Below are 16,298 nucleotides of genomic sequence, written 5' to 3'. Positions count from 1 at the left end.
ATAAGTATAGGTTGTCATCTCGACGAAGGAGAGATCACACTAGTGGTTCGACAAAGATTGGCCATCCTCTGTGCGGAGTTTCGTGTGTGATCCTTCCTTCGTCAGGATGACAAAAAAGAAAAAATAAACAATACAATGTTTCAAAAAAAATACCTTTTTTTAATGTTACTTTTTGTGGGAATCCTTTCCGCACAGGAACTTCATAAAAAAGAAACAACCGAGTTTCAGCCTACAATCGAATCCTCAAAACCTTGGGTATATTGGTATTGGATGAAATCGGCATATTCTAAAGCGGGAATTACAGCCGATTTGGAAGCGATGAAACAAGCCGGAATTGCAGGCGCGTATTTAATGACCATTAAAGGCCCGGCAAATCCGCCCTTAATAGATCCGCCGGTTTTGCAATTAAGTCCTGAATTTTGGGATATGATTCATTGGGCTTTTAAAGAAGCCAACCGATTAGGTTTAAAAATGGCTTTTCATGGAGCCGATGGTTTCGCCGTTGCCGGCGGTCCCTGGATTACGCCGGAAATGTCAATGCAAAAAGTGGTTTGGTCTACGACAGAAGTCGACGGTGGAAAATCGATTAATACAAAATTACCCGTTCCGGAACATTACAAAGACTATTATAAAGACATCGCAACTTTTGCCATTCCGATAAAAGAATATCAAACTAATTCACAACAACAATTACCAAAAGTTGCGACTTCAAACAATACAGATGCCTCATTTTTGGCTGATCCTAAAAAAGAGGAGAATTTCAAATTTGCCGAAAAAGGTTGGATTCAATATCAATTTGAAAAACCGTTTACATGCAAATCAATCGTGATTGAAACAAAAGGAAGAGATTTTCAGCCACAACGTTTAATTATTGAGGTGAGCGATGATGGAGTTAATTTTAAATTCCACGAAAGATTGATTGCTCCACGTCACGGTTGGCAGGATATGGATTTTGCTCACACACATACCATTACACCCGTTACAGCAAAATATTTCAGATTTGTGTATGATCCTGCTGGTACAGAACCTGGTGCTGAAGATTTGGATTTTGCAAAATGGAAACAGAATTTGAAAGTGAGTAAAATTACGCTTTCAAATCAGGCATTGATTGATAATTTCGAAGGAAAATCAGGAGCCGTTTGGCGTTTAAGTCCGGAAATTTCTGCAAAACAAATTCCGGATTCTGATTCATTCAAAAAATCGCAAATTACTAATATTTCAAATTTTGTTGATGCCAATGGAAATTTGAACTGGAAAGCACCCAAAGGAAAATGGAAAATTATCCGAATGGGACATACTTCAACCGGACATGAAAATGCTACGGGTGGAGCAGGAAAAGGTTTGGAAGTAGACAAATTTAATCCCGAATTAATTCGTTTTCAACTCGATCATTGGTTTGGTGAAATGGTTCGCACAATTGGACCTGATTTGGCGGCTAAAACTTTAGAAATCTTGCATTTTGATAGTTGGGAATGCGGAAGCCAAAACTGGTCTTCGGTTTTTCAGGCTGAATTTCAAAAAAGACGAGGTTATAATTTAGTTGATTATTTGCCTGTAATGGCGGGAATTCCAATTGAAAGTGCCGATGTTTCAGAGAAAGTTTTGTATGATGTTCGTAAAACAATTGCCGAATTAGTAGCGGATAATTTCTACGGAACTGTTGCCCAAATTGCTAAAGAAAACAACGTAAAATTAAGTTCAGAAAATGTTGCGCCAACAATGATGAGTGATGCTTTATTGCATTATAAATATGTTGATTATCCGGGAGGAGAATTTTGGCTAAAAAGTCCAACGCACGACAAACCTTTTGATATAATTGATGCCATTTCTGGCGGACATATTTACGGAAAAGATATTATTCAGGCAGAATCTTTCACGGCTTTGCGAATGGATTGGGACGAACACCCGGGAAATCTAAAAACAGTAGCAGACAGAAATTATGCTTTGGGAATTAACCGATTATTTTACCATGTTTTTGTTCATAACCCTTGGACAGATCGAAAGCCCGGAATGACTTTAGACGATATCGGAACTTTTTTCCAAAGAGATCAAACCTGGTGGAAACCCGGAAAAGCATGGTTTGAATATTGTCAGCGTGTTCAGTTTCAATTGCAAAAAGGAAAACCGGTGATCGATTTAGCTGTTTTTATTGGCGAAGATTTGCCTTCGCGTTCTTTTGTGCCGGATCGTTTAATGCCGTTTATTCCGAATGTTTTTGGTGCGGCAAGACTGGAAAGCGAAAAAATACGTCTCGAAAATGAAGGTCAGCCAACAGCAAAAATGCCTAAAGAAGTCACGTATTCTAAAAATATTACTGATTTATCGCAATGGGTAAATCCATTAAATGGTTATCAATACGATTCATTCAATGCAGATGTTTTAATAAATAATGCTAAAGTTGTAAATGGAAAAGTTTCGTTTGGTAGCGGAATCGAATACGGTGCTTTATTATTTCCTGGAAGTCATAAAATGGCTCCGAATAAAATGATTTCTTTGGCTGCAGCCGAAAAAATGTTGGAACTAATAAAAGAAGGAGCAACCATTTTTGTTGATGAGAAACCGAATTTGCAACCGGGTATGCATTCTAATGAAGATCATGAAAAATGGCAGAATGTTATTGATGAAATCTGGACAAATAATGCCAATACATCTTCATGGAAAATCGGAAAAGGAACCATTATTAAATTGCCGTATTTAGGAAATGATTTTGCATCAATCGGAATTGAGCAAGATGTTTATTTTCCAAAATTAAACCGAGCCGATTCAGAAACTATTGCATGGACGCACAGAAAATCTCAAAGTGAAGAAATCTATTTTCTTTCGAATCAAAAAGCAGAAAAAAGAAGTTTCGAAGCCTCTTTTCGCTTAAGCGGGAAAATACCGGAATTGTATAATCCTGTAACGAATAAAACGACTATTTTATCTGATTGGAAAATAGAAAACGGTAGAACTAGTATTCCGATTGTATTAGAAGCAAATGAATCTTGTTTCATCATTTTTAAAGAAAAAACTAAAGAAGCGTCTTCAAATAAAAAGCAAAATTATGTTGATTTAGAAACAGTTCAGACTTTAGATGAAAATTGGGAATTGCAATTTGATGTAGAATTTCACGGACCAAAAGAAATTATTAAGACAAACAAGCTTTTTGATTGGAGTACTTCTGATAATGATAAAATTAAATACTATTCCGGAACTGTTATTTATAAAAAAGGTTTCGTCTGGAAAGGAAAAACCAACGAGAAATTCTGGCTTGATTTAGGATCAATTGCTAATATTGCTGAGGTAACTGTAAACGGAATTAACTGCGGAACAATTTGGACTTTTCCCTACAATGCAGATATTTCTGAAGCCTTAAAAAAAGGAAAAAACAGCATAGAAATTAAAGTAACCAATACATGGGCAAACCGATTAATTGGTGATGAAAAATTGCCAAAAGAACAAAGATTAACGTGGACAACAGCGCCTTTTAGATTACAGGAAGGAATTTTATTAAAAGCGGGATTGTTAGGGCCAGTTACTATTTTGAAAGAAAAAAAAGAAAAAGAAATAGCCACAGATTAAAGGAATTTTACAGATTAAAAATCCTTTTAAATCTTTTAATCTGTGCCAAAAGAAAATGAATATTAAGTAGGAACATGTCGCTCCTACGGAGCTATTTTTCGAGGTGTTTCTTTTTATAAACATATCGTCCCGATGGTACGAAAAAGCTCCGTAGGAGTGAAATATTTATAGAAAAAAACATTTAAAGATTGGTTTAGCTCCAGAGGAGCGACATATCTAGATAATTTAAAGAATAAAATAAAATGAAAGATTTTAAACACATTTTTGTTGCCTTAATTGCGCTTTTGGCAAGTTCCCAAATCAATGCAAAAATCAAATTACCTGCGTTGTTTTCAGATAATATGATACTGCAGCAAAAATCAAACGCACCAATGTGGGGCTGGGCAGAAAAGAATGGAAACGTGATTATTAAAACATCATGGAATTCTAAAAGCTATAAAGCAAAAGCCGACAATCAGGGAAAATGGAAAGTGGATTTACAAACCCCAATTGCCGGCGGACCATTTACAATTGAAGTTACGGAAGGGACAGAAAAAGTAACGGTGAAAAATGTTTTGATTGGCGAAGTTTGGTTGTGTTCAGGACAATCGAATATGGAAATGCCTTTGAAAGGATTTCAGGGGCAGCCTGTAAAAAATGGCAATGAAATTATCGTAAGATCAACCAATAAAAATATTCGTTTAATCACAATTCCGCGTGCGACGGTATTAGAACCTTTAACTAATTTTGAAGGAAAATGGGAAGTGGCTTCTCCAAAATCAGCATCAAATTTTAGTGCGACGGCCTGGTATTTTGGTTCGCTTTTACAGGAAGTTTTAGATGTTCCGGTGGGATTAATTCATGTTTCGTACGGAGGTTCAAGTATGGAAGCGTGGATGAATCAGGAAATGCTAAAGGATTTTGCAAGCGCTAAAATTCCAACAACAAAAGAAGAATTGGCAAAAGATCCAAATCGTATTCCGACAACTTTATTTAACGGAATGCTTTCGCCTGTAATTGGTTACGGAATCAAAGGCTGTATTTGGTATCAGGGCGAATCGAATTACGAAAGAGCTGCTGAGTACAAAGAACTGATGAGAAAAATGGTAAGCAGTTGGAGAGCGTTGTGGAAACAAGGTGATTTTCCGTTTTATTACGCTCAGATTGCGCCGTTTAATTATGCGCAATTCCATCCAAAAGACTATTTAGAAAAATACAATTCGGCTTATTTAAGAGAAGCACAATTGAAAGCTTCAAAAGAAATTCCGAATTCGGGAATGGCAGTTTTAATGGATGTTGGTGAAGAAAATAATATCCACCCGATGGATAAAGAAAAAGGTGGAAACCGATTGGCTTTTCAGGTTTTGGCAAAAACGTACGGAATTGAAGGTTTCGAATTTGAGAGCCCGAAATATAAGTCAATGGAAATAAAAGATGGTTCGGTAACGGTTTCTTTTAATGATGTTGCGAACGGAATTACATCTTATGATAAAGAAGTTACGGGCTTTGAATTGGCGGGAGAAGACAAAATATTTTATCCTGCTAAAGCTGTAGTGAGAAGAAAATCTGTGGTTTTGACTTCTGATAAAGTCGCAAAACCAGTTGCGGTAAGATATTTATGGAAAGATTTTGCAAAAGCTGAATTGTTTAGTGGCGGCGGTTTGCCGGTTTCGTCTTTTAGGACGGATGAATGGTAATTTCTGCACGCTCCTGCAAGGTTTTCAAAACCTTGTAGGTGTCTGATTCGAACACTGGAATCTAAAATAAATACCTACAAGGTTTTGGAAACCTTGCAGGAAACGTAAAAAAATGAAAAACAAAATTTACATATTCTTTTTCTTCATTACGCTTTTCGCGAAAGCGCAAATTCCTGTGCTTGAAAATTACAATCAAGTCTGGAATAGACAAAGCCAAAATTCATCAGAATCGATGCCTTTAGGCGGTGGCGATATTGGTATGAATGTTTGGGTAGAAAAAGGCGATCTGTATTTTTATTTTTCTCGTAGCGGAACTTTTGATGAACATAATGCATTATTAAAATTGGGTCGCGTAAAAGTGAGTTTAACGCCAAATCCATTTAAGGATAATGAAGGTTTTAGGCAAGAATTGGTTTTAAAAGACGGTTATATTTTAGTTGCTCAGAATAATACCAAAATCAAACTTTGGGTTGATATTTTTAAACCCGTAATTCATCTGGATTTAGAAAGTACAACGCCGCTTAAAATGACGGCTTCTTATGAAAGCTGGCGTCATTTCAATCGTCCTTCAAAAGGAAAAGCAAACAATGCGAATTCATATAAATGGGCACCGCAGGGAGAGATTTTTACCTTTAAAGATTCTGTTTCATTTGAAAATAATGGTGTCAAGTTTTATCACAGAAATAGGGAACAAACCGTTTTTGATGTTGCCGTCAAACAACAAAAAATGGAATCAGTAAAAGATCAAATGATGAATCCATTGGTAAATCTGACTTTTGGTGGATTCATGACGGGAACTAATTTGAAGTCTGACAGAACGTATTCAGGAAAATATCAGGATACCGATTTTAAAGGATATGCACTTTCGAGTATAAAACCTTCGAAGAAAGAAGAACTTCAAATTCATTTGTTTACGAATCAATCTTTGGAACGATCTTCTTGGGAAAACGGTTTGCAGCATCAAATTTCGGACTATAAAATCAACTCCCAGAAAGCAGAAAAAAATACGAGCAATTGGTGGAATAATTTCTGGAACCGCAGTTTTATTTATATCCAAAAAAGTAATTCTGCTGAAAAAGATTCCGTTTATCAAATCGGAAAAAATTATCAATTGTTCCGCTATATGTTAGGATGCAATGCTTACGGAAAATATCCAACCAAATTCAACGGCGGATTATTTACTGTTGATCCGGTTTTTACCAATCCGGATTTAAATTTCACACCCGATTTCAGGAATTGGGGAGGCGGAACAATGACGGCGCAAAATCAGCGATTGGTTTATTTTCCGATGCTAAAAAGTGGTGATTTTGATATGATGAAATCGCAATTGGATTATTACCTGAGCTTGCAAAAAAATGCCGAATTGCGTTCGCAGGTGTATTGGAAACACGGCGGTGCAGCTTTTACAGAACAATTAGAAAATTTTGGCTTGCCAAATCCAGCCGAATACGAATGGAAACGCCCCGCAGATTACGATCCGGGAATGGAATATAATGCGTGGCTGGAATATGAATGGGACACGGTTTTTGAATTCTGCCAAATGATGCTGCAGCAAAAAGAATTTGCACAAGAAGATATTCAAAAGTACAATTCCTTCATTATAAGCTGTCTTCGATTTTTTGATGAACATTATCAATATCTGGCCAAACAAAGAGGCAGAAAAGCATTGGATGGAAATGGAAAACTGATTTTATTTCCTGGCTCAGGTGCCGAAACTTATAAGATGGCCAATAATTCAAACAGTACCATTGCCGCTTTGCAGGTAATTACGGAAAAGCTTTTAAACCTTTCGGCCGAACAATTATCTAAAGAAGAAGTGGAATATTTAAAAGGTTTTCAAACCAGAATTCCGCCTTTGAATTTTGGTACAATCGAAAATCACAAAGTTTTAGTTCCGGCAAAATCGTGGGAAAGAGTGAATAATTCTGAAGTGCCACAATTATATCCCGTTTATCCGTGGGGAATTTATGGTGTTGGAAAACCAGATTTAGAAACGGCTTTGAATACCTGGAAATATGATGCCGATGCCATGAAATTTAGAAGTCATGTTGGCTGGAAGCAAGACAATATTTTTGCTGCAAGATTAGGTTTAACCGAAGAAGCAGCAAAATACAATCTATTAAAAATGAGTGATTCAGGCAGAAGATTTCCGGCATTTTGGGGTCCGGGTTTCGACTGGGTTCCGGATCATAATTGGGGAGGCGCAGGAATGATCGGTATACAGGAAATGCTTTTGCAGGAAGCAAATGGAAAAATTTATCTTTTTCCGGCATGGCCAAAAGACTGGAATGTTCATTTTAAATTACGTGCCACTCAAAATACAATTATTGAAGTTGAACTTCAAAACGGAAAAACAAAAATTATAAATATAAGTCCGAAAGAAAGAGAAAAAGATATTATAAATCAGCTCGGGATTTCGATAGAAGAAAAGAAAAAATTACACTAACTAGTAGCACCAACCACAATGATCAAAAAAATAATAAGCGCCGCAGCCTTGTGCCTTTTTTTAGCCACAAACGCACAGGCGCAATCTTCTGAAAAACAAATTGTAAAAGTTGATTTTGATTTTTCGGGACGAAGAGTTGAAGAAGTAGGCGACCCAAATTATAGTTCATGGCCCATAACCGAACAAACCGAAGCGGAGAAATCTTTTAATAATGTAACATTCAAATTAAAAGGAAATTTTTCTTCGAAATGGTTTAAGGTCGGAATGAGCGCACCATTTTACAGTCGGTTAACAAGTGACGGTTTGGTTACGGATAAAAGTCTGGAACTTACCATCAGCAGATTAAAATCAGGACAACATTCGCTACTGACTTTTCATAATACTTTTGACAAAATCGACGGAAAAACATTTGCGCCGATAAAAATTTATGTAGATAATAAATTGGTTGAAACCATAATTCCTACTAACAGAGAGACTTCGACTATTAATTCTGCTACGGCGTACATTGAATTTAAGGCGCAGGCAGGAAAAAATGTGGTGATTCGTTTTGAGTTAGACTCAAAAGCACCTGATTTAATTCAGCAAATGATCATTAACGGATTTGAAATTGATACGCCAAATCTTAAAAAACAAGCACATACGCCAAAACCGGAAAACCGAGACGAACATGTTGTTTTGGGTGATAAATTTATGCTGAACTGGAAAGCTTCAGGCGATGCCGTTTCTCATCATTTATTTTTTGGAACAGATCAAAAAGCAGTTACAAATGCAACTGAAAAATCACCGGAATTTAAAGGAAAACAAACCGATACAAAATTTGCGGTTTCAGATTTATACAGCATGACAACCTATTACTGGCGTGTTGATGAAGTTGATGCAAAAGGAAATACAACTTTGGGAACCGTTTGGTCATTTAAACCTGCACAATTGGCTTTTTCGGGAGCAGAAGGTTACGGACGTTTTTCCGTGGGTGGAAGAGGCGGAAGAGTTGTTGAAGTTACCAACTTAAATGACAACGGTCCCGGAAGTTTCCGAAATGCGGTAAATGAAGGAACCGGTCCAAAGACAATTGTATTTAATGTTTCGGGAAATATAAAATTAGAAGATCGTTTGGTTGTCAATAATCCGTACATCACAATTGCCGGACAAACAGCGCCGGGTGAAGGAATTACGATTAGCAAAGCGCCGGTTGGTTTGACCGGAAATGATGGTATTATCCGATTTTTGAAAGTGAGAATTGGAAGTGGAAAAACCTACGACGGAATGGGACTTACAGGTGCCAATCATAGTATTATAGATCACTGTTCGATTAGCTGGACAATCGACGAATCATTCAGTTCGCGTAGTGCGCACAATATTACTTTACAACGAACTTTAATTTCTGAAGCGTTGAATGTTGCCGGACATGACAAATATGAAGTGGGAAAAATGCACGGTTTTGCAGCAACGATTGGCGGCGATATTGCTAGTTTTCACCATAATTTACTGGCTCATAACTACGGAAGAAACTGGAGTATTGGCGGCGGTTTAAACGGAGACGGATATTATACAGGAAGACTGGATATTAGAAATAATGTCGTTTACAACTGGGGACAAAGAACAACTGACGGAGGTGCCAATGAAGTAAATTTTGTGAATAATTATTATAAACCAGGCGTTTCAACTAAGTATTTTTATGCTTTAAATGCGCAGCATGAAGGTGTTGGAAAAGGAATGCAGCGTTATTATTTTGATGGAAATATTATGCAGGGTCATTTTGATGAAAAAAATCAGGAGAAAGGCAGAACATCTACTATTTCGCACAATGAAATTGTAAAATATGAGACGTTTGTTGATAAGCCATTTTTTGAATCTTATGTAAAAACAGAAACGGCAAAAGGCGCTTACAAAAATGTCCTTTCGGATGTTGGAGCGAGCGAACCATTTTTTGACAAACACGATAACCGAATTATTGAAGAAACTTTAAAAGGAACTTTTACTTATAAAGGAAGCAAAAGCGGTTTAGGGGGAATGATCGATTCTGAAAAAGATTTAGGAGATTTAGGTGAATATGCAAGTGAAAAACGTCCTGAAAATTGGGACACAGATCATGACGGATTGCCAAATTGGTGGGAAACTGCAAAAGGTTTAAACGAAAATTCTAAAGCAGACGATTTTGCAGATACGAATCTTGATGCAGACAAAGATGGTTTTACACAACTGGACGAATATTTAGACTGGATGGCACAACCACATTTCTTTATTAATTCAGGTGAAACGAAAGGACTTTCTGCACAGGATTATTTTAAAGGATATGAAAACAAGCCAGTTTATACTTTTTCAGATCTTAAAAATGGAAAGGTCGTTTTAAAAGGAAAAGACATTCAGTTTACGGCAATAGAAAAAGGATTTGCTTCGGTTGTAATTACTGTCAAAGATGCTGAAGGAGATTCGATGAGTCGAACTATAAATTTCTTTGTAAAATAATGGCACGCGGATGACACGGATTTAAACGGATTGTCGCGGATTTTAAATAATAATGCGATTAAAAGAAATCTGCTCAATCTGCCAAATCTGAGAGCGAATTATTCCACGCAGATTTAGCAGATAAAAAATCCGCGATAATCCGCGTTTTGCTTTAGCAATCCGTATCATCCGCGTACCAATTCATCATCACAATACAAAATATTCAAATGAAAAAGAATATCATCATATCAACGTTTTTAATTTCAACTTCATTTTTTGCTCAGAATAAAGGTTTAGTTGCCAATTCAAACAGCCCGTATTCTAAATTGCAAAGTGTAAGTTTAGAAGATGTAAGATGGACAGATGGTTTTTGGAAAGAACAATTTGATGTTGAAACCAAAAACACATTGCCTTATATGTGGGATTTGTATCATAACGATTCGATTTCACATGCTTATAAAAATTTTGAAATTGCAGCAGGAGAAAGCAAAGGAACGTTTAAAGGGCCTTCTTTTCATGACGGAGATTTTTATAAAATTTTTGAAGGAATGGCTGCAACATATGCCGTAACCAAAGACAAGAAGTTAGACGCAGAAATGGATAAAGCCATTGCGCTTTTTGCAAAAGTACAGCGCAAAGACGGTTATATTCACACGCCGGTTTTGATAGATGAGCGATGGGGAACTTTAGGCCCGGAAGAAGTTAAAAAACAATTGGGTTTTGAGAAATACAATATGGGCCATTTAATGACGGCAGCTTGTATTCATTATCGCGCTACCGGAAAAACTAATTTTTTGGATATTGCAAAAGGCGTTGCAGATTATCTGTATAATTTCTACAGAAAAGCTTCACCAGAATTGGCGCGAAATGCCATTTGTCCGTCGCATTATATGGGAATTGTCGAAATGTATCGTACAACCAAAAATCCCAAATATCTGGAATTGGCTAATAATCTCATTGATATTCGCGGAACCACAAATGATGGAACGGATGATAATCAGGACAGGATTCCGTTTAGACAGCAAACCACTGCAATGGGTCACGCTGTTAGGGCAAATTACCTTTATGCCGGTGTTGCCGACTTATATGCCGAAACCGGAGAAAAAAAATTATTAGACAATTTAGAATCTATTTGGGATGATGTAACCTATAGAAAAATGTACATAACTGGAGCTTGCGGCGCTTTGTACGATGGAGTTTCGCCAGACGGAACATCTTATAATCCAACCGATGTGCAGAAAATTCATCAGGCTTACGGAAGACCGTTTCAGTTACCAAATGCTACGGCTCACACAGAAACCTGCGCCAATATTGGAAACGTTTTATGGAATTGGCGAATGCTTCAAATTACGGGTGATGCCAAATATGCGGATATTGTGGAGTTGGCACTTTATAATAGTGTTTTATCAGGAATGAGTTTAGAGGGAACAAAGTTCTGTTACAATAATCCGTTGAATGTTTCTAAAGATTTGCCTTTTAAGCAAAGATGGAGCAAGGAACGTGAAGGCTATATTGCACTTTCTAATTGTTGCGCACCAAACGTGACCAGAACTATTGCTGAGGTTAGTAATTATGCGTACAGTTTTTCAAAAGAAGGATTGTATGTGAATTTATACGGAAGTAATTCTTTAAAAACAACTTTACCAAACGGCGAAAAAATAGAAATAGAACAGCAAACGAATTATCCCTGGGATGGAAAAATTACTTTGAAAATTATAAAAGCCCCAAATTCAGCATATGATTTTTTACTCAGAATTCCGGGTTGGAGTCAAAATGCGGAAATTTCAATAAATAATAAAAAATTAAATGCTGATGTTGTTTCGGGAACTTATTCGAAAATAAATCAGAAATGGAAAAAAGGAGATATTATCGAATTGAATATTCCAATGCCGGTTGAATTAATGCAGGCAAATCCTTTGGTGGAAGAAATAAAAAACCAAATTGCCGTAAAAAGAGGTCCAATTGTTTATTGTTTAGAGTCAAATCAGCTTCCTGCAAATACAAGTATTAATGAGGTTGTTTTAAATGCTAATTCTCAATTTACAACAAGTTTTATAGAATTAAATAATAGAAAACTGCTGACTATAAATACAACTTCAATTATAGATCAGAACTCAGATTGGAATAAAAAGCTCTATCAGCCTTTATCTGCGAATAAAACTAAAGAATATAACTTAAAATTGATTCCATATTTTGCTTGGGGAAATGATGGGAAAAGCGAAATGACGGTTTGGATGTCATATTAAAAGTTTATATTAAACGATTACAAAATGCTATTAATAAGAATTTACGGTTAAAAGTTAAAATGCTTAATAAATATCAATAAAAATTAACATTTGGTCTTTTAAAGAATGGTTTTTTATTTTCTGTAAGTTTTTTATTCAGATTTGTATTGTTTATTTTAATTCTTTCTTATAAAAATATTAAATGTAATGTGTTTAAAGTCAGTGATAGACGGACTGTTTTTTAATGAATAAATAGCTTACAATTAATTTTGCTGATTATTTTTCGGTTTTCTACTCAAAAAAGGTTTGGATATTCAATAATGTTCAAACCTTTTTCTTGTTTTTTTCTGTACGTACATTTTTTCTTTCTTTTTTTTATTAATATTGTTTTTTTAGATAGTTTTTTTTCAGATAATACTATTGAAACAGGATAGCACAGGACACTTGTAATACGCAATCGTTATATTTTTGGATCACAAATAAATAAATGTATTTTTAACATTTAACCTTTTAATGTTAAAACAATCAGAATACAATATTTTTTTTATTTGAAAAACTGACTAAACTAATAACCTAACCAAAACAAAAACATTTATGAAACAAGCACTTTTAAAGAGATGTAGTTTTCTTTTGTTTGCACTAATGAGCATAGTGAGTTATGCTCAAACTTCAAACACTGTAACCGTAACCGGAACAGTTACTGATAATGTATCAGGATTGCTTCCCGGGGTGAATGTAACAGAGAAATCTACAAAGAATTCGGTTACGACTGATTTTAATGGTTCATATTCAATTAAAGTTAAGCCAAATGCAACTTTAGTTTTTTCTTTCATCGGAATGAAAAAACAAGAAGTAGCCCTTGCAGGTCGTACAATAGTAAATGCTAAACTAGCAGAAGATTCTAATGAATTGAATGATATTGTAGTTATTGCATATGGTACACAGAAAAAGAATAATATTACAGGAGCTATTGTAAATTTAAAACCGCAAGAGTTTCAGGATTTACCTGTGTCAAATTTATCTGAAGCATTGAGAGGTTTGACTCCAGGCTTAAGTGTATCAGGAGGAGCAGGTCGCCCAGGTGATGCTGCCGCTATTGCGATACGTCAAAATTTCGGGTTTTCAAAAGATGGTAATTCAGGTGTTCCATTAATAGTTATTGATGATATGGTTCAAATTGATCCTGCAAATGGAAAACCAACATTGGATACCTTTAACCAATTGGATCCTTCAGAAATTGAAAGTATTACAATCCTAAAAGATGGTTCTGCTGCAATTTACGGATCTAGGGCTTCCCAAGGAGCTGTTATCGTAAAGACCAAAAGAGGGAAATCTGGAAAACCATCGTTTACTTATTATAGTCAATATGCATTTAATGATGCAGTAAGCCATGCTAAAACAATGAATGCTTATGAGCATGGAATTTGGAAGAATAGATTTTTGAATTCTAATTTGGAAGCTGATAAAACTAAATATTTTTCTGCTGCAGAGCTTGAGCAAATGAAAGGTTTGGATTATGACTGGCTTAAAGAAGCTTGGAAACCAGCTATACAGCAAAGACAATCACTTTCTGCAAGTGGAGGAACTGAAAAAGCAACTTATTTTGCAGGTATTACCTACTTTGATCAAGGTCCTAACTTAGGAGAACAAGATTATAAAAAATGGAATTTCAGAACTGGAACTACTATAAAAATCTCTAAAGATTTAGAATTTTCTGCTTCGGTTTCGGCTATTACAACTGATGTCACTAAATCATTCTCTAAAGGATCAGCGAATTTAAATGACAGCAGTTTTGGTTCTTTAGGAGCAGGAGAACAAGCAGATTATGGTTATCTATTACACATGCCTAAATACATTCCTTGGGAAACTACAGTAAATGGCAAAACATATTGGATGTCTCCTTTTGCGCGTACAGATCGTAATTTAGGAAGTGCAAATTCTAACACGACTATTGCAGGATGGAACTACTTTGCGGGTTTAGATGCTGGAAAACAAATAGAAGAGCAGTTTTCATATAATGTGAATCTGTCCCTAGAATATAAACTGCCATTTCTAAAAGGCTTAAGTGTAAAAGGAAGTTTTGCAAGAAGCCAATCTAGCAACTATACAGAGCAATATCAATTGCCTTATGATTTAGCGAGAATAACAAATTACCAGTTAGCTGATAATCATTTAGAAAATCCTAATTCATTATACGCTGTTGAAACAAATACCCGTGGTTCTAGAGTTTATTATACTACAGATTTGGATAAATTAGTGCAGGCAAACTTTTTTGCAACATACGCTAGAACTTTTGGTAATCATAATGTATCTGCGATGTTCGGTTATGAGCAATCAGAAGCATGGAACAAAAATGTTCGTTTGGCTTATGAGGGAACATCAAAAGACTTTTTAGGAAATAGTACTACTGCCGGACCGATAAGTACAAACTCGCAGGCTGTAAAAGTAGAGTCAGGAACACAGTCTTATTTAGGACGTGTAAACTATAGTTTTAAAGACAGATATCTTGTTGAGTTTATTTTTAGAAGTGATGCTTCTACTAAATTTGCTCCGGAAAATTACTGGGGCTTTTTCCCAGGCGCGCAATTAGGATGGGTTGTATCTAAAGAAGATTGGTTTACCGATAACGTTTCCTGGATAAATAATTTCAAAATACGTTACTCAATTGGAAAAACTGGTAAGGATAATATTGATTACTGGAGATGGTTGCAATTTTATGAGCCATTGCCAGACAAAGGAGCTCAATTTGGATCTAACGGAGGTCTTTTAGGAGGAGGAATTACGCCACGTCCAAATCCAAATAGAAATGTACATTGGGATACTACTATTCAAAATAACCTTGGTTTTGATCTTGCTTTCTTAAAAAACAGATTACAAGTTACAACTGATTTTTATTATAATAAATCTTCAGAGATGCTGATCGGATTAGCTGGGGAAGCAGGTACGCCAATTACTGTTGGAGGTGGTTTTGCCGAGGTAAACTACGCAGCTGTGGACGCATGGGGATCTGAATTTAGTTTAAATTGGAATGATAAAATAAAAGATAATTTTAGTTATAATGTTGGAGTAAATTTCGGATTTAATAATAACGAGGTTAAAAAATATCCTGAAATTGCCAGAACTGATGCCAATACTAATATAACACAAGTCGGTAACTCTACATTTTTCCCAGTATGGGGATTCAATACATGGAAACAAACTTCAACTGGTGATGGTATCTTAAGAACAGACGAAGATGTAGCTAATTATTGGAATTATTTAACAGAGAGAGCAACTGTTGTAGGAGGTGTTCCTTCTTATATGGGTATTACTAACGTAGCCTCTATGCGTAAAGGGATGCTAGCTTATGAAGATACGGCAGGTGTTTATAACGCATCAACAGGAACTCAGGCAGGAGCTGATGGTAGAATTATGAGAAATGAGGATTATGTTAAGTTGGCAAACAACAATAGAACATACGGTTTTACAACTAACATGGGTTTCAAATATAAAACGGTTTATTTCAAAACGCAGATTCAAACTACTTGGGGAGGTTACAATTCTATTGATTTAGTAAAACAAGGTACTTCATCTGCTCATAATGATTGGGCTCATGAATCTTTCTGGAGAGACATGTATGACGCTACTGATAATCCTAACGGTAAGTATCCTAATATGGGACAACAAGACTATATTTTTGCTCCATCTGATTTTTGGCAATTAAATACTTTTAGATGTGTAATTAGAAATATCACTGTAGGATTTGAACTTCCAAAAGAAGCAATGAAACAGCTAAATATTCAAAAAGCTACTTTAGGAATTACAGGTAACAACCTTTGGGATTTGTATAATCCTTATCCAGATCATTATAGAAATATGTATGATGATTCATCTTCCAGATATCCAACACTTAGAACCTGGTCAATTAATTTGAATGTGTCATTTTAATTTTAATTAAAAAACAAT

Annotated in this window: 6 protein-coding genes; all 6 read left to right on the top strand. The window is 35.7% G+C overall.

Features of this window, described 5'->3' with window-relative positions; all coding sequences use genetic code 11:
• Positions 1-174 precede the first annotated feature (174 nt).
• Positions 175-3,561 carry a glycosyl hydrolase gene (locus SD960_RS05030; RefSeq protein ID WP_318801255.1) on the top strand — a complete coding sequence of 1,129 codons (3,387 nt, stop codon included), beginning with the start codon at positions 175-177 and terminating at the stop codon, positions 3,559-3,561.
• Positions 3,562-3,803: 242 nt separating this feature from the next.
• Positions 3,804-5,237, top strand: coding sequence for a sialate O-acetylesterase (locus SD960_RS05025; protein WP_318801254.1), 1,434 nt, complete (start codon positions 3,804-3,806; stop codon positions 5,235-5,237).
• A gap of 112 nt (positions 5,238-5,349) precedes the next feature.
• A complete protein-coding gene (locus tag SD960_RS05020) occupies positions 5,350-7,683 on the top strand; it encodes a DUF5703 domain-containing protein (RefSeq protein WP_318801253.1) in 2,334 nt (777 codons plus the stop codon).
• An 18-nt stretch (positions 7,684-7,701) separates the two neighbouring features.
• Positions 7,702-10,149 (top strand): T9SS C-terminal target domain-containing protein, encoded by a 2,448-nt coding sequence (locus SD960_RS05015; protein WP_318801252.1) that lies wholly within the window; start codon positions 7,702-7,704, stop codon positions 10,147-10,149.
• Between the two features lie 206 nt (positions 10,150-10,355).
• A complete protein-coding gene (locus SD960_RS05010; RefSeq protein ID WP_318801251.1) occupies positions 10,356-12,374 on the top strand; it encodes a glycoside hydrolase family 127 protein in 2,019 nt (672 codons plus the stop codon).
• Positions 12,375-12,947: 573 nt separating this feature from the next.
• Complete coding sequence (locus SD960_RS05005; protein WP_318801250.1) at positions 12,948-16,280, top strand: SusC/RagA family TonB-linked outer membrane protein; 3,333 nt, start codon at positions 12,948-12,950, stop codon at positions 16,278-16,280.
• The last annotated feature ends 18 nt before the right edge of the window (positions 16,281-16,298 follow it).

The organism is Flavobacterium sp. MMLR14_040, assembly GCF_033657265.1.
Lineage (GTDB): Bacteria > Bacteroidota > Bacteroidia > Flavobacteriales > Flavobacteriaceae > Flavobacterium.
The sequence above is the reverse complement of the archived record's forward strand: the minus strand, read 5'-3'. Positions and strand labels throughout refer to the sequence as shown.